The organism is Micromonospora sp. DT41 (assembly GCF_049841715.1).
In the GTDB taxonomy this organism is placed as follows: domain Bacteria; phylum Actinomycetota; class Actinomycetes; order Mycobacteriales; family Micromonosporaceae; genus Micromonospora; species Micromonospora profundi.
Window position 1 is genome coordinate 276,115 of sequence record NZ_JBNCKU010000002.1, and the last position, 14,825, is coordinate 290,939.

The 14,825-nt window shown below is 70.6% G+C and carries 14 protein-coding genes and 1 pseudogene; 7 read left to right on the forward strand and 8 right to left on the reverse strand.

Translation table 11 applies throughout. The annotated features are described in order from the left end of the window. Positions 1–139: 139 nt before the first annotated feature. Together ACLQ23_RS05225 and ACLQ23_RS05230 are read right to left on the reverse strand one after the other, a co-directional pair. Positions 140–535: pseudogene (locus tag ACLQ23_RS05225) on the reverse strand (sigma factor); the annotation flags it as partial. A gap of 3 nt (positions 536–538) precedes the next feature. Then, the gene (locus ACLQ23_RS05230) at positions 539–940 is read right to left on the reverse strand and encodes a YciI family protein (protein ID WP_355594711.1); all 402 of its coding nucleotides are present in this window, start codon (positions 938–940) and stop codon (positions 539–541) included. A gap of 290 nt (positions 941–1,230) precedes the next feature. Here ACLQ23_RS05230 and ACLQ23_RS05235 point away from each other — a divergent pair, with 290 nt between their 5' ends. After that, entirely contained in the window at positions 1,231–1,974 is a 744-nt protein-coding gene (locus tag ACLQ23_RS05235; RefSeq protein WP_355594709.1) for a neutral zinc metallopeptidase, read from the forward strand. Positions 1,975–2,116: 142 nt separating this feature from the next. After that, complete coding sequence (locus ACLQ23_RS05240) at positions 2,117–2,770, forward strand: HAD family hydrolase (RefSeq protein ID WP_355594811.1); 654 nt, start codon at positions 2,117–2,119, stop codon at positions 2,768–2,770. 79 nt (positions 2,771–2,849) lie between these two features. On the opposite strand, the gene ACLQ23_RS05245 is transcribed toward ACLQ23_RS05240, so the two are convergent. The 4 genes from ACLQ23_RS05245 to ACLQ23_RS05260 all read right to left on the reverse strand — a co-directional run bounded on the left by ACLQ23_RS05245 (position 2,850) and on the right by ACLQ23_RS05260 (position 7,686). After that, positions 2,850–5,405 (reverse strand): ABC transporter permease, encoded by a 2,556-nt coding sequence (locus ACLQ23_RS05245; RefSeq protein ID WP_355594707.1) that lies wholly within the window; start codon positions 5,403–5,405, stop codon positions 2,850–2,852. Further along, on the reverse strand, positions 5,405–6,172 hold the full coding sequence (locus ACLQ23_RS05250) for an ABC transporter ATP-binding protein (RefSeq protein ID WP_355594705.1): 768 nt from the start codon (positions 6,170–6,172) through the stop codon (positions 5,405–5,407). The genes ACLQ23_RS05245 and ACLQ23_RS05250 overlap by 1 nt, the downstream gene beginning before the upstream one ends. 351 nt (positions 6,173–6,523) lie before the next feature. Continuing rightward, positions 6,524–7,210 (reverse strand): response regulator transcription factor, encoded by a 687-nt coding sequence (locus ACLQ23_RS05255; RefSeq protein WP_355594703.1) that lies wholly within the window; start codon positions 7,208–7,210, stop codon positions 6,524–6,526. Further along, on the reverse strand, positions 7,207–7,686 hold the full coding sequence (locus ACLQ23_RS05260) for a MarR family winged helix-turn-helix transcriptional regulator (protein WP_425735579.1): 480 nt from the start codon (positions 7,684–7,686) through the stop codon (positions 7,207–7,209). Before ACLQ23_RS05260 ends, ACLQ23_RS05255 begins: the two co-directional genes overlap by 4 nt. 80 nt (positions 7,687–7,766) lie before the next feature. Between ACLQ23_RS05260 and ACLQ23_RS05265 the strand changes: the two genes are divergently transcribed. Next, positions 7,767–8,654 carry an alpha/beta fold hydrolase gene (locus ACLQ23_RS05265; protein ID WP_425735580.1) on the forward strand — a complete coding sequence of 296 codons (888 nt, stop codon included), beginning with the start codon at positions 7,767–7,769 and terminating at the stop codon, positions 8,652–8,654. Positions 8,655–8,674: 20 nt separating this feature from the next. On the opposite strand, the gene ACLQ23_RS05270 is transcribed toward ACLQ23_RS05265, so the two are convergent. Then, positions 8,675–9,589, reverse strand: a complete 915-nt coding sequence (locus ACLQ23_RS05270) for a RecB family exonuclease (protein ID WP_355594697.1) — start codon at positions 9,587–9,589, stop codon at positions 8,675–8,677. 149 nt (positions 9,590–9,738) lie between these two features. On the opposite strand from ACLQ23_RS05270, the gene ACLQ23_RS05275 reads away from it, so the two are divergent. The 3 genes from ACLQ23_RS05275 to ACLQ23_RS05285 all read left to right on the forward strand — a co-directional run bounded on the left by ACLQ23_RS05275 (position 9,739) and on the right by ACLQ23_RS05285 (position 12,468). Beyond that, on the forward strand, positions 9,739–10,830 hold the full coding sequence (locus tag ACLQ23_RS05275) for a M50 family metallopeptidase (RefSeq protein WP_355594809.1): 1,092 nt from the start codon (positions 9,739–9,741) through the stop codon (positions 10,828–10,830). Next, positions 10,827–11,822 carry a tRNA (adenine-N1)-methyltransferase gene (locus tag ACLQ23_RS05280; RefSeq protein WP_053661354.1) on the forward strand — a complete coding sequence of 332 codons (996 nt, stop codon included), beginning with the start codon at positions 10,827–10,829 and terminating at the stop codon, positions 11,820–11,822. Before ACLQ23_RS05275 ends, ACLQ23_RS05280 begins: the two co-directional genes overlap by 4 nt. A 73-nt stretch (positions 11,823–11,895) precedes the next feature. Continuing rightward, complete coding sequence (locus ACLQ23_RS05285) at positions 11,896–12,468, forward strand: hypothetical protein (protein ID WP_053661352.1); 573 nt, start codon at positions 11,896–11,898, stop codon at positions 12,466–12,468. A gap of 43 nt (positions 12,469–12,511) precedes the next feature. Here the strand turns inward: ACLQ23_RS05285 and ACLQ23_RS05290 are convergent, their stop codons facing one another. Then, the gene (locus ACLQ23_RS05290) at positions 12,512–12,805 is read right to left on the reverse strand and encodes a ferredoxin (RefSeq protein ID WP_355594695.1); all 294 of its coding nucleotides are present in this window, start codon (positions 12,803–12,805) and stop codon (positions 12,512–12,514) included. Between the two features lie 179 nt (positions 12,806–12,984). On the opposite strand from ACLQ23_RS05290, the gene arc reads away from it, so the two are divergent. Further along, a complete protein-coding gene (gene arc, locus ACLQ23_RS05295) occupies positions 12,985–14,769 on the forward strand; it encodes a proteasome ATPase (protein WP_355594693.1) in 1,785 nt (594 codons plus the stop codon). The last annotated feature ends 56 nt before the right edge of the window (positions 14,770–14,825 follow it).

Sequence of the window (14,825 nt, forward strand, 5' to 3'; positions counted from 1 at the left end):
GAGGGGTTCCCGGTCACTCAACCAGGAATCCCTCCGTTCGTCTCTGCCGGTGGATCGCCGGAGAGGCGGTCCGCGCGGGCGTTCAGGTAGCGCTGCTGGGCGAGGTTCGTCGACAACGCCGCCGCCAGCCGGTACGCCTCGCGCGCAGCGTGAGCGCGATCTGCGAGGCAGGTGTGAGCGCCGGATGGCAGCACAGGAACAGCAGGATGAGCGTGTCGTCGGCGTCCTCCGGCGGCCGGTCGGCGGGCGGCGCCAGCCACCGCTCCGGCGGCGTCCACCGCGCCACGGTGTCCTCCCGCCGCATCCGGGCCTGGTCACGACGCAACAGGTCGGTAAGCCGCCGGGACGCCACGGTGATCAGCCAGCCGCGCGGATTGTCCGGTACGCCGTCACGCGGCCACCCGACCGCCGCCGCGATCAGCGCCTCCTGCACCGCGTCCTCGGCGGTGTCGAAGTGCCCGAAGCGGCGGACGAGCGCGCCGAGGACCTGCGGCGCCAGGCTGCGCAGCAGGTCCTCGACAGGTGTTTCCGGCACCGGTCAGCCGCCCAGGTCCTCGACGCCGTCGAGCACCGGCCGCACGTCCACGTACGCGCCGGGGGTGTCCGGGTCGACAAGGCCGGCGGCGATAGCGGTGGCCCGGTCGAAGCTGGCGCACTCCACGACCGTGTAGCCGGCCAGGACCTCCTGCGTCTCCGGGTACGGGCCGTCGGTGACCACTGGCGCACCGTCGCGCACCTGCACCCGGCGGGCGTGCACCGGCTCGCTGAGCCCTCGGGCGTCGACGAGTTCCCCGGACTCGGCGAGCGCCTGGTGGAACGTCTCCATGTGCTTGTGCATGGCCGCGACCTGCTCGGCCGACATCGCCGGCCGGTCGGAGGCCCGCCCGGACAGCACGTCGTAGTCCTGCTGCGACCCGTAGAGCAGAATCATGTACTTCATCGTGGTTGCCTCCTCCTGTTCCGGGCGGGGCCCGGCGTCCGTCACAGGAAACGTCGAACCTCAGACCCGATCCCCGGACACGCTCGCCCCATCCGATTTGTTGACCATGAGGTTGCCGTTCCGACACGCCGGGGAAGATGCCGACAACCTCATGATCAGCGGATCGCAGAGGTGGTGGTGCGCAGGGTCGTGAACCGTCTGCCCCTGCCGCTCGTGTAACTGGTGACGGGCTTGGCGGTCGTGTCGTCGGGGTATTGCCCAGCGCGGCACCGACGACCTGGGGAGGCGCAGTGGGGACACGTTCAGGACGCGACGCCCGAGGCCCGTTGGCCGCTCTGGTGGTTGCCGCTCTGGTGTCGCTCGCCTGCGCCGGCGGTGGGTTGACCGAGCCGCAGGCGGAGCGCCCCGCGCCGGGCCAGTCCCCGGCGTCGCCGAGGGCGGACACCACCCGGGCCGACGGCACCACGAGCGTGGCCGAGTTCGAGCAGGACGTCGCCGACGCGCAGGCGGTCGCCGAGCGCTACTGGGCCGCCCAGTTCAAGGCGTCCGGGCAGCGGTTCGAGCCGATCCGGCGGATCATCCCGTACCAGCGGGAGGGCGAGGTGTCCTGCGGCGGCCAGCCGTTGCCCCGCAACAACGCCGTCTACTGCTCGCGGGGTGACTTCATCGCGTACGACGTCAACTGGTCGGTGGCGGCGTTCCGCCAGGTCGGTGACGCGTTCGTGTTCTACCTGCTCGGGCACGAGTACGCGCACGGCATCCAGGTGCGGCTCGGCATCAACTACAGCTTCACCATCCAGCAGGAGTTGCAGGCCGACTGCATGGCCGGCGCTTACCTCGGCGACTCGGTGCGCTCCGGTGCGCTGACCCTGGCCGAAGGCGACCTGGAGGAGTTCCGGGAAGGGGTGGCGGCGGTCGGTGACGACCCCGACCAGCCATGGTTCGCCGAGGGCTCACACGGCACCCCCGAGCAGCGCACCGACTCGTTCTTCCGGGGCTACGAGCGTTCGCTGAAGGCCTGCGACCTCGGTTGATCGGGTGTCCAGCCTGGCAAAGCGGCGTTAACCGGGTCACCTCGGCGTCCGCCGCCAGCACCGGCCGCGACCGGCCCTGGCAGGATCGCCGGTGTCGCCCACGACCCTGGAGGACCCACTGAGCAGCCATCACCCCGCCGCCGTGCTCTTCGACATGGACGGCACGCTCGTCGACAGCGAGAAGCTGTGGGACGTCGCGCTCCAGGAGTTGGCCCGCGAGTACGGCGGTGAACTCTCCGAGGACGCCCGCCGGTCGATCACCGGCACCAGCATGGCCGAGTCGATGCGCATCCTGCACGACGACCTGGGCCAGCCCGAGCGGGACGCGGAGATCAGCGCGGCGTGGATCAACGCCCGGATCCTGGAGCTGTTCCGCACCGGGCTGCGCTGGCAGCCGGGCGCGTTCGCCCTGCTGGGCGCCGTCCGCGCGGCGGGCATCCCCACGGCGCTCGTCACCTCCAGCGGCCGGGCGCTTGTCGAGATCGCCCTGGACACCCTCGGTCGGAACAACTTCGACGCGGTGGTCTGCGGCGACGAGGTGGTGGCCGCCAAGCCCCACCCCGAGCCGTACCTGACGGCGGCTCGACTGCTCGACGTGCCGATCGGGCGGTGCGTGGCTATCGAGGACTCGGCGACCGGCGTGGCAAGCGCGCTCGCCTCCGGCGCGGCGGTGCTTGCCGTACCCGAGGCGCCCCTGCCCGACACGGCCGGCGTACACCAGGTGGAGAGCCTGACCGGCGTGGACCTGGACGTGCTCGCCGGGCTGCTCTCCGACCGAGCCGGCGCGACCGGCTGATTCAGACGTCAGGAGAACCCTGACCGCAACAGCGGAGGCCCCCGATCGCGATCCGATCGGGGGCCTCTGCTGTTGCCGGTCAGTCGTGGGCGATGGCGCCCAGGACGTTGATCCGGGCCGCGCGAACGGCGGGTAGCACCGCGGCCACCACCCCGATGATCGCGGCGAGGCCGAGGAAGACACCCATCTGCCCCCACGGCAGGATCAGGTCGGTGATCCCGTCGTCCTTGAGCGCCTCGACCACGGCGGCGCCGAGACCGGTGCCGACCACCACGCCCAGCAGCGCGCCGAACACCGAGATCACCACCGCCTCGACAGTGATCATGGCCATGGTCTGCCCACGGCGCAGGCCGATCGCCCGCAGCAGGCCCAGCTCGCGGGTCCGCTCCAGCACCGACAGCGCCAGGGTGTTGATGATGCCCAGCACGGCGATCACGATGGCCAGCGCCAGCAGGATCTGGATCATCGTGAGCAGCCCGTCGAGCTGGCTGGTCTGCTGCTCGATGAACGCGTTCCGGTCAGCCACCGACACCTCGGGGCTGTCCGCGAGCAGCGACTCCACCTGCGGCTGTACGTCGGCCACAGCGGTGCCGGGCGCCAGCTGGATGTACCCCTGGAAGGGCTGCGGGATCGCGAAGTCCTTCGCCGCCGTCGCCGGAAGCACCACAGGGTTCAACAGCTGCCCCGACTCGTAGATGCCGCTGATCGTGTACGTCCGCGCCTCGCCCCGGGTCAACTGCACGTCGACCGTCGAACCCACCGACCAGCCACGCGAGGCGGCAGTGTCGGAACTGGCGAGCATCTGCGTCGGCCCGAGCCGGTCGATGTCACCGGCGGTGGGCTTGGCGCTGAAGATCTGCCGCAGCGACGCGATGTCGCTGCTGGCCCCGACCCAGGTGCTCTCGCCGTTGATCTTCGCCATGTCGCCGTACTCGCCGGTGACCAGCTGCACGCCGGGCAGAGTCTTGGCCTGGTCCAGCACCGCCGGGTCGAAACTCGGCGGGCGCGGGCCGCCCTGGCTCCCGGCGATCACCAGCTCGGCCTTGATGTTGTCCTGGGCGAGCGCCCCGATGCTGCCCTTGGCCGAGTCGAGGATCACCGTGACGCCTGTGACGAGCGCGATGCCGACCATCAGCGCGGCGGCTGTGATCGCGGTGCGGCGCGGGTTGCGCCCGGAGTTCAGCCGGCCCAGCTTGCCCGGCACCGACCAGGAGAAGATCGCCCCGAGCAGGCCCACGACCGGCCGGCTGAGCAGCGGGGTCAGCAGCGCCACCCCGATGAAGGCGAACAGCACCCCGCCCAGGATGGTGGTCAGTGTCTGGCCGCCGGCGTTGCCGCTGAGCCCGAGGAAGAGCAGCACGGCGCCGATCCCGGTGACCACCGACCCGGCCACGGTGACCTTGGTCAACGGCCGGTCCGGTGTGGCCACGTCCTGCATGGCGGCGATCGGCGGAATCCGGGACGCCCGCAGCGCCGGCAGCAGCGCCGCCACCACGGTGATCACCAGGCCGACGGCGAACGAACCGATCACCGCCGACGCGGGCACACCGACGCCGGCCAGGGCGAGACCACCGGCCAGCTTGCCGAACAGGAACGCCAGCAGCGCGCCCACGCCGATGCCGGCGGCCAGGCCGAGCACCGAGGCGATCAGCCCCACGGCTATCGCCTCCAGCACCACCGAGCCGATGATCTGCCGGCCACTTGCCCCGATGGCGCGCATCAGCGCCAACTCCCGGGTCCGCTGCGCGACGATGATCGAGAAGGTGTTGAGGATCAGGAAGGTGCCCACCAGCAGCGCCACCGCGGCGAAGCCGAGCAGGATCTTGTTGAAGAAGGACAGACCCTCCTTCAGGCCGTCCGCGGCGTCCGCGGCCAGTTGCTCGCCGGTCTTCACCTGGAAGTTGGCGCCGAGGGCACCGGCCAGGTCGTCGCGCAGCTTCTCGTCGGAAACCCCACCGGCAGCGCGCACGGTGACGCTGCTGAACACGTCCGGCTCGCCGAGCATCAGCCGCTGCGCCACGGGCGTGGTGAAGAAGACCTCGTTGGCGCCACCGATCGAGTCCCGGTCACCGCTGTAACCGAAGATGCCGACAAGCGTGAAGTCCCGCTTCTTCGACTCGAACGCGGTGAGCACGCCGACCTTCTGGCCGACCTGCACCTTCGCCGATGTGGCAAGGGCCTTGTTGATGACGATCTCGTCGTCGGCCTGCGGCGCGCGCCCCTCACGCAGTCGCAGCAGCTCGCTCTCGCCGATCCAGTTTTCGCCCAGCTGCGGCGGACCGAACGAGGTCACCACCTTGCCGTTGCTGCCGATGATCCGGGCGCCGTCGGCAGCGACGACGCCGGTCGCCGACGCCACCCCCGGCACCTGCTTGACCTGCTCCACCACGGAGGCCGGCAGCGGATTGGCGGTCTGTTCGCCCTCGAACTCGTCGACATCCACCTTCGGTTTCGCCGCGACGTTCACGTCGATTTCCGAATAGGCGTCGGCGAAGGTCGAGTCGAAGGAGCGGCCCAGCGTGTCGGTGAGCACGAAGGCACCCGAGACGAACATCACGCCGAGCACCACCGCCAGCCCGGACAGGATCAGCCGGACCTTGCGGGCCAGCAGACTCTTCAGTGTCGCCCGGAACATCAGTTGCCCACCTCGGCGGGAGTGTCAAGCTTCTTCATGGTGTCCAGCACCGTCTCGGCCGTCGGCTCGATCAGTTCCGAGACGATCTGCCCGTCGGCGAGGAAGACCACCCGGTCGGCGTACGCGGCGGCCGTCGGGTCGTGGGTGACCATCACGATGGTCTGCCCGTGCTCGCGGACCGAGTTGCGCAGGAACGCCAGCACCTCCGCGCCGGAGCGCGAGTCGAGGTTGCCGGTCGGCTCGTCGGCGAAGATCACCTCGGGGCGGGAGACGAGCGCACGCGCGCACGCCACACGCTGCTGCTGGCCGCCGGAGAGCTGCGCCGGCCGGTGATCCAGCCGGTCCCGCAGACCGACCGTGTCGATCACCGTGTCGTACCAGGCCGGGTCGGGCTTACGCCCGGCGATCGACAGCGGCAGCAGGATGTTCTCCTTGGCGGTGAGCGTGGGCAGCAGGTTGAACTGCTGGAAGATGAACCCCACCTTGTCCCGGCGCAGCTTCGTCAGCCCCGAGTCGCCCAGGCCGGTGACAGTGGTCTCGCCGATCGCCACAGTCCCCCGGGTCACCGAGTCCAGGCCCGCCAGGCAGTGCATCAGCGTCGACTTGCCGGAACCCGACGGACCCATGATCGCGGTGAACTGGCTCCGTTCGAACTCCGCGCTGACCCCCCGCAGGGCGATGACCTGAGCCTCGCCGCTGCCGTACACCTTCCACACGTCGTTCGCCCGGGCCGCGGCCTGCGCCTGCTGGCCTACCGTCGCGGTCACGTCATCTACCTCTTCCGTCTGTTTCCGTCTGTCAAACACCGCGCCGCCCCCCGATGGTCCGGCGCGGCAGCTCCATTCTCGGCGCCTGTCACGCCGATCCTGTCCGCCCGTGGGCGGACCCGGAGCGGATTTCCGGCTGAGGGTGCACCCCCATGCCGGGTCAGGGTTGCCCCTGACCCGACGGCCGGTCGAGCGGTTTCCCACCGCCGCAGTCGAGCCTTCCGCCTCACGTCACAGGAGGGTCAACCGCGCCGGGCCGTCTCCGGTCACGGTATGTGACCACGGCAACCGGGCCGTCCCCCCACGGTGTGATCCTCTGGTACGCCGAGCGGCGTAGTCACCGAACGGCGGCTACGCCCGGGGTCGGACCAACCCCGACTCGTACGCCAGCACCACCGCCTGCACCCGGTCACGCAGACCCAGCTTGGTCAACACGTGCCCGACGTGTGTCTTGATTGTCGTCTCGCTCACCGACAGCGCCGCGGCGATCTCGGCGTTCGACAACCCGTGTGCCACCTGCACGAGGACCTCACGCTCCCGCTCGGTGAGCGGGCTGAGCGCCGCCGACGGGGTTGCCGTCGGGTCGGGCAGCAGGTCGGCGAAGCGGTCCAGCAGCCGCCGCAGGATCCGGGGCGCCACCACCGCGTCCCCGCCGGCCACCGTGCGGATGGCCGCGATCAACTCCTCGGCGGGCACGTCCTTTGCCAGGAACCCGCTGGCACCGGCGCGCACCGCGCCCACCACGTACTCGTCCAGGTCGAACGTCGTCAGCACCAGCACCCGGACGGGCAGCCGGGAATCGACGATGGCCCGGGTCGCGGCGATCCCGTCCATCCGGGGCATCCGGACGTCCATCAGCACCACGTCGGGCAGCAGCCGGCGGGACAGCTCCACCGCCTCCACACCGTCGCCGGCCTCGGCCACCACGTCCAGGTCGTGCTCGGCGCCCAGCACCATCCGGAACCCGGTGCGCAGCAACGGCTGGTCGTCGGCGATCAGGATCCGCACCGGCCGCGCCGGAGCCACCCGCTCGGTCATCCCGTCTCGCCGAGGTCACGGGTGAGCTGGCCCAGTGTGTCGAAGCGCGTGGGCCGGGTTCCCACCAGCGCGGTCAGGTGCCGCTCGAATACCTCAAGCTCGGCGGTGCCGATCTGCTGCTCCCACTGATCGCGTAGCTCGTCGAAGATCGCTTCTCCTTGCCGCAGCACCGTGAAGCCCAGTGCGGTGACCTGAAGGCGCTTGCGGCGGGCGTCGAGAGGGTCCTTGTCGCGGGTCACATATCCGCGTTCCTGCAGCACCGCGATGGTCTTCGCGGCGGACTGCTTGGAGATCGACAAGTGGCGGCCCAGTTCCGAGGCGCTGTCGGCACCGGCGGTGATGGCCCGCATGGCGAACTCGTGAACGGGGCGGACGTCCTCGTAGCCGCGTCGGGCCAACTCGACGATGACGGCGTCCGTGAGCGTGCGGAAGCCCCCGAGAAGCAGTCGCGCGAGTTCCGCACCAGAGCCAGGCATGCAAGAAGGCTACGACAGTGGCAGAAAGACAGCCTGGCTGCCTATTATTGGTCACCTAGGCTGTCTAATTGAGGAGTGGCATGACCGTCACACCAGCTGGCCCCACGGTGCCGGGGATCACCCACCACACCGTCGAGGTCAACGGAACCACCCTGCACTACGTGGCCGCGGGAACCAGCGGATCCCCGATCCTGCTGGTCCACGGCTTCCCCGAGACCTGGTGGACCTTCCGGAAGCTCATCCCGCTGCTCGCGGTCAACCACCGCGTCTTCGCCGTCGACCTGCGCGGCTTCGGTGACTCGGACAACCGGCCGGGCGAGTACGACAGCACGACCTCGGCAGAGGACCTGCACCAGCTGATCGCGCACCTCCACGTCGGCCCCGTCCACCTCACCGGGCAGGACATCAGCGGGGCGACGGTCTTCCGCCTGGCCACCACCTACCCGGAGGACGTGCTCACCTTCACCGCCATCGAGATGGGCCTGCCCGGATTCGGCCTCGAGATGCTTGCCGACATCACCCACGGCGGCGCCTGGCACATCGGCGTCCTCGCCGCGCCCGGCATCCCCGAGCTGCTGCTCGCCGGCCGTGAACGTGAGTTCCTCGGCCAGTACGCCTTCCCGGCGATGACCGCGATCCCCGGAGCGATCACCGACGTCGACATCGACGAGTTCGCGCGCACCTACGCACGCCCGGAGGGCTGGCGCGGTGCGATAGGCCTCTACCAGTCGATGCTGCGGGAGGGCCCTGAGATCACGACCCTCGCACAGACCCGCGGTCTGAACGTGCCCGTGTTGGCGATCGGCGCGGGCGGCGGTGCCTTCACCGCCGCCACCATGTCCCAGGCGACGTCGACCGACGTCAGGTCGGTGACACTGGACGGCGTCGGCCACTACGCCGCAATGGAGGCCCCGGAGGAACTGGCCAAGGCCCTTCTCGCCTTCACCGCGAGCGTGGACGCCGGATAACCGGCCCGCGCCCTCGAACCTCAGTCGTCGGCGCCCGGTGCCACCGGACGGGACCGGGCGTCGCGCAGGGGATCGGCACCGGGCCCCGCGACCGGGAACGGCGGCGGCGTCCCCCCGAAGCTGGGGCACAGGGCCTGATGGCTGCACCAGTCGCAGAGCCGGCTCGGCCGGGGCCGGAAGTCCTGCCGCTCGGTGGCCTGCTCGATGGCCCGCCACAGCGCCACCACAGTGCGTTCGAAGCGGACCAGCTCGTCGGCGTCGGGCGCGTAATCCAACACCTCGGCGTCGCGCAGGTAGAGCAGCCGCAGCACCTTGGGCACCACCCCCCGGGTGCGCCACAGCACCAGGGCGTAGAACTTCAGCTGGAACAGCGCCCGCGCCTCGAACGCCTCCCGCGGGGCACCACCGGTCTTGTAGTCGACCACCCGCAGTGCGCCGTCCGGTGCGACGTCCAGGCGGTCCAGGTAGCCACGGATCAGCAGCTCGTCGTCGACAACCGCCGAGATCAGGCTCTCCCGCTCGGCGGGCTCCAGCCGGGTCGGGTCCTCCACCGCGAAGTAACCCTCAAGCAGCCCTGCCGCCGAGCGTAGGAACTCCACAGGGCCGGCGGGCTCCGCGCCGTCGAAGATCGCTGCCAGCTCCGGCTGCTCGGTGACCAGCCGGTCCCACTGGGGGGCCACCAGGTCCCCGGCCGCGGCCGGGGTGCGGCCCGACGCGGGCAGGTCGAACAACCGCTCCAGCACGGCGTGCACGAGGGTGCCGCGGGCCTGCTCGATGGTCGTCCGCTCGGGCAGACGGTCGATGCTGCGGAAACGGTAGAGCAACGGGCACGTCTTGAAGTCCGCCGCCCGCGAGGGGGACAGCGAGGCCCGCACCGTCGGCGGCGTCTGTGCCGGGGAGGGGGGCTTGGGGCTGGTGACCGGTTCCGCCGTCATGTGCGCAAAGGGTAGGGCACCCGTATGACACCGACCGCCGCCCGCCCCGCGTACGGCCGGTCCGTAGCATCGTGGCGATGGAGCAGACATCTCGGCCGGCGCGCCGTCCCGACCGGCCCGACCGGCGTCCCGGCCTGAGCGTGGGCCGGGTGTTAGGGGTCCCGCTGCACCTCAACGTCTCGATGCTCCTGCTCGCCGTGCTGGTCGCCGTGCTCTACGCCGAATTCGCCCGCCGACAGCTGGACCTGCCGCAGATCAGCGGCTACCTGATCGGCTTCGGGTTCGTGGTGTCACTGCTCGGCTCGGTGCTGCTGCACGAGCTGGGCCACGCGCTCACCGCCCGGCGCTACGGCATCGGTGTGCGCGGGATCACCCTGGAACTCCTCGGCGGGTACACCGAGATGGACCGCGACGCCCCGACGCCCCGGATCGACCTGCTCGTCTCGCTTGCCGGCCCGGCGGTCTCCGCGGTGCTCGGCGTCCTCGCGGTGGCCGCGACCCTCGCCCTGCCCCAGGGCACTGTCGCCCACCAGCTCGCCTTCCAGCTCGCGCTGAGCAACGTCATCGTCGCGCTGTTCAACATCCTGCCCGGCTTGCCGCTGGACGGCGGCCGGGCGCTGCGCGCCGCCGTGTGGGGCCTGACAAGCGACCGGCACCGCGGCACCGAAGTCGCCGGCTGGGCGGGGCGTGTGGTCGCCGTCGGCACCGCCGGCCTGGTCCTGCTGCTCACCCTGGCCGACTTCCTGGCACCCCTGGCGCTCCCACTGATGCTCCTTGTCGCCCTCACCCTCTGGCGGGGCGCCGGGCAGTCGATCCGGTCCGCCCGGGTGAGCCGCCGGTTCCCGCTCATCGACCTGTCCCGGCTGGCGCGACCGGTCTGGCCGGTGGCCACCGGCACGCCGCTGTCCGAGGCGCAACGCCGCCGTGCCGAGGGCGGGCAGCCGGCAGCCGCGCTGCTGGTCACCGACTCCACAGGCCGCCCGGTCGCGCTCGTCGACCCGGCCGCCGCCGCGGCCGTACCCGCCGAGCGTCGACCCTGGTTGGCGGTGGACGCCGTCGCCCGGTCCCTGGGCACGCTTCCCACCCTTCCGGTCGGGCTGGACGGGGAGCGGGTGATCGAGGCCGTGCAGACCCACCCGGGCGCGCAGTACGTCGTGACGGCAGGCGAAGATGTCGTCGGCGTTCTGCACATCGCGGATCTGGCGCAGCTCCTCGAACCCAACCGGAAGATGACATCGTGACCGCAATTCCCTCCACCGTCCCGGCCGCCGCCCCGACGCTGACACCCGTGCACCGTGGCCCGTTCCGGCCCGGCGACCGGGTGCAGCTGACCGACCCCAAGGGGCGGATGCACACCGTGACGCTGGAGCCCGGCAAGGAGTTCCACACCCACCGCGGCATCCTGGCGCACGACGCGCTGATCGGGCTGCCCGACGGCAGCGTGGTGACCACCTCCGGCGGCGGCACCGCCTTCCTGGCGCTGCGCCCGCTGCTGTCGGACTACGTGCTGTCCATGCCGCGCGGCGCCCAGGTGATCTACCCGAAGGACTCGGCGCAGATCGTCGCCATGGGTGACATCTTCCCCGGCGCTAAGGTCCTCGAAGCCGGCGCTGGGTCGGGCGCGCTCAGTTGCTCGCTGCTGCGGGCCGTCGGCACCGAGGGCGAGCTGCACTCGTTCGAGCTGCGCGACGACTTCGCCCAGATCGCCAAGCGCAACGTCGAGGCGTTCTTCAACGGGCCGCACCCGGCGTGGCAGCTGCACGTCGGCGACGTGGCGCAGTGCCAGGAGACCGGCTTCGACCGGATCATCCTGGACATGCTCACCCCCTGGGAGACCCTCGACATGGTCGAGCGGGCGCTGGTGCCCGGCGGCGTGTTCATCGGCTACGTGGCCACCACGCCCCAGCTCTCCGAGCTTGTCGAGGCGCTGCGCGAGCGCGGCGGCTGGACCGAGCCGCGCGCCTGGGAGTCGCTGGTGCGCGACTGGCACGCCGAGGGCCTGGCTGTCCGTCCGGACCACCGGATGATCGCGCACACCGCGTTCCTGGTCTCCGCGCGCAAGCTGGCCCCGGGCGTCACCGCGCCGCCGCGCCGCCGCAAGCCCAGCAAGGGCACCGAGGCGTACGCGCAGCGCCGCCAGGACCTGCGGGAGGCCGAGGCCGCCCGGCAGGCCGCAGCCGCGCAGGCGGCCGGCGCGCAGCCCGACGCGACGGGGGAGATGGAACGGCCGTGACCATCGAGTTGGGCGCCGGCGTGACCAGGCGGATCGACCTGGGCGCCGGCCTCACCGGGCGGGGGAGGGCGGCATGAGCCGACCGGGCTACGGCGGAGGCGACCTTCCCGCAGTGTTTCCGGACTGGTCTCCCTACCAGGACCTGGAGTCGGCGGCGCGGGCCTACCTGCGTGACCCGGACGTCGCCCTGGAGGCGCTCGGCGGGGTGTTGCGCGGCGCCTCGGTGCTCGGCTTCACCCTGGAACGCTTCGTGAACGAGGTGAACGGCGTGTGGCAGGAGGTCGTCGTCTGCGACGGCAGCCGGCTGATCCTCTGGCACGGCGAGGACGTGCCGCCGGGGGAGGGGCCGCCGGGGTCGATGACCTCGTCGTTGCGGGTGGTGCCGGTGTCCACGGTGACCGAGGTGGGCTGCCGGCGACGCCTCAACCGCTCCGAGAGCGGCGAGATCCGGGTCGACAGCATCGACGTCTACCTGCTGCTGTCCTCGCTGGACGAGGCGCCGCCGAGCGAGGACATGGCCGGCACGCCGCGGCACGACGCGCTGCGCTTCGGCAAGACCCTGGACGACGGCGGGGCCGGGCAGATCGCCCGGTTGGAGGAGTTCGCCCGGCTGGTCGCCTCGGTGGTCGGCAGGCCTCTGCTCTGAGGCGTACCCCCGGCCGGGCCACGCGGCCCGGCCGGCGGTCGACTCAGTCGTCCTCGGCGTCCGGGCCGGCCACCTCGACGCCGTCACCGCGGACGACGTGGATGCAGTCGCCCGGGCATTCCTTCGCGGAGTCGATCACTTCGAGTCGCAGATGCTCGGGAACGTCGACCCGGCTGCCCGGCGTCATCCGCAGTTCACCGTCGGCGCCCTTGACGTACGCCAGGCCGTCGATGTCGAACTCGAAGACCTCCGGCGCGTACTGCACGCAGAGCCCGTCGCCCGTGCAGAGATCCTGGTCCACCCAGACCTGCAACTGATCGGTCGCGACCTCGGCCATTGGTGCACCCCCCATGTTCTCCCGTGCCACCACCCGACGGTACCCGAACGCCGGTACCGGCCCGGCAGACCACCCCTTGGCGATCAAGGTTCAGTGACGAGGGTGTTGCGTGGGACCGAATCGGGCTCATAGCGGCTAGTGTTAGCTCAGAACGTTCAAGCCCCCCGGGGAGGTGGGACGTGGCAGCACGCAGCGACGACGCGGACTCGCGCGCCGCACGGTGGGAGAAGGAAGCCCACGATCTCTCCACGCAGGTCGCGTTCCTTCAGGAGGAACTCGCTCTGGTGCGGCGTAAGTTGACCGAAAGCCCCCGACACGTCCGGCAGCTCGAAGAGCGGCTGGCGGCCACCCAGGCACAGTTGGCGCGGCTGACCGAGAACAACGACCGGCTGGTGAGCACCCTCAAGGAGGCTCGCACGCAGATCGTCACGCTCAAGGAGGAGATCGACCGCCTCGCGCAACCGCCGAGTGGCTACGGCGTCTTCCTAACCAAGCACGAGGACGGGACGGTGGACGTGTTCACCGGCGGCCGCAAGCTGCGGGTCGCGGTCTCGCCCTCGTTGGACACAGCCGAGTTGCGTCGTGGTCAGGAGGTCCTGCTCAACGACGCGCTCAACATCGTCGACGCGTTCGGGTTCGAGCGGGTCGGCGAGGTGGTGATGCTCAAGGAGATCCTGGAGGGACCAGGCGGCGGGCCGGGTGACCGGGCGCTTGTGGTCTCCCACTCGGACGAGGAGCGCATCGTGCACCTCGCCGAGACGCTCATCGGCTCGGCGATCCGGGCCGGCGACTCGCTCATGATCGAGCCCCGCTCGGCGTACGCGTACGAGCGGATCCCGAAGAGCGAGGTCGAGGAGCTGGTCCTGGAGGAGGTGCCCGACGTCGACTACAGCGACATCGGTGGCCTCCAGTCGCAGATCGAGCAGATCCGCGACGCGGTGGAGCTGCCGTTCCTGCACGCGGACCTGTTCCGCGAGCACCAGCTCCGCCCGCCGAAGGGCATCCTGCTCTACGGTCCGCCCGGCTGTGGGAAGACGCTGATCGCCAAGGCGGTGGCCAACTCACTGGCCAAGAAGATCGCCGAGCGGCAGGGCAAGGAGAAGCACACCAGCTTCTTCCTCAACATCAAGGGCCCGGAGCTGCTCAACAAGTACGTCGGCGAGACCGAGCGGCACATCCGGCTGATCTTCCAGCGGGCTCGGGAGAAGGCCGGCGAGGGCACCCCGGTGATCGTGTTCTTCGACGAGATGGACTCGATCTTCCGTACCCGTGGGTCAGGTGTCTCCTCCGACGTGGAGAACACCATCGTCCCGCAGTTGCTCAGCGAGATCGACGGCGTGGAGGGTCTGGAGAACGTCATCGTCATCGGCGCCTCCAACCGGGAAGACATGATCGACCCGGCGATCCTGCGCCCCGGTCGGCTTGACGTGAAGATCAAGATCGAGCGGCCGGACGCCGAAGCGGCGAAGGACATCTTCTCCAAGTACATCCTCTCCGGGCTGCCGCTGCACCCGGACGACCTCGCCGAGCACGGAGCCGACCCCCAGGCCACCGTCGCGGCGATGATCGACGCCGTGGTGCTGCGGATGTACTCCGAAACCGAGGAGAACCGCTTCCTCGAAGTGACCTACGCCAACGGTGACAAGGAAGTCCTCTACTTCAAGGACTTCAACTCCGGCGCGATGATCCAGAACATCGTCGACCGGAGCAAGAAGATGGCCATCAAGGAGTTCCTCACCTCCGGTCGCAAGGGGCTGCGCCTGCAGCACCTGCTCGACGCCTGCGTCGACGAGTTCCGCGAGAACGAGGACCTCCCCAACACCACCAACCCCGACGACTGGGCCCGCATCTCCGGCAAGAAGGGCGAGCGGATCGTCTACATCCGCACGCTCGTCTCCGGCGGCAAGGGCGCCGAGGCCGGCCGGTCCATCGAGACCGCAAGCAACACCGGCCAGTACCTCTGAACCACCGGTAGCACAGCGGAGCCCGGGACGCAGAAGCGTCCCGGGCTCCGCTGTGC

What these genes read in the sequence shown, in the direction of transcription:
- ACLQ23_RS05270 (WP_355594697.1), bottom strand. Translation starts at nt 9,589, where the DNA reads ATGACGGCGGAACCGGTCACCAGCCCCAAGCCCCCCTCCCCGGCACAG.
- ACLQ23_RS05290 (WP_355594695.1), bottom strand. Translation starts at nt 12,805, where the DNA reads ATGGCCGAGGTCGCGACCGATCAGTTGCAGGTCTGGGTGGACCAGGAT.
- ACLQ23_RS05260 (WP_425735579.1), bottom strand. Translation starts at nt 7,686, where the DNA reads ATGCCTGGCTCTGGTGCGGAACTCGCGCGACTGCTTCTCGGGGGCTTC.
- ACLQ23_RS05285 (WP_053661352.1), top strand. Translation starts at nt 11,896, where the DNA reads ATGAGCCGACCGGGCTACGGCGGAGGCGACCTTCCCGCAGTGTTTCCG.
- ACLQ23_RS05265 (WP_425735580.1), top strand. Translation starts at nt 7,767, where the DNA reads ATGACCGTCACACCAGCTGGCCCCACGGTGCCGGGGATCACCCACCAC.
- ACLQ23_RS05255 (WP_355594703.1), bottom strand. Translation starts at nt 7,210, where the DNA reads ATGACCGAGCGGGTGGCTCCGGCGCGGCCGGTGCGGATCCTGATCGCC.
- ACLQ23_RS05230 (WP_355594711.1), bottom strand. Translation starts at nt 940, where the DNA reads ATGAAGTACATGATTCTGCTCTACGGGTCGCAGCAGGACTACGACGTG.
- ACLQ23_RS05245 (WP_355594707.1), bottom strand. Translation starts at nt 5,405, where the DNA reads ATGTTCCGGGCGACACTGAAGAGTCTGCTGGCCCGCAAGGTCCGGCTG.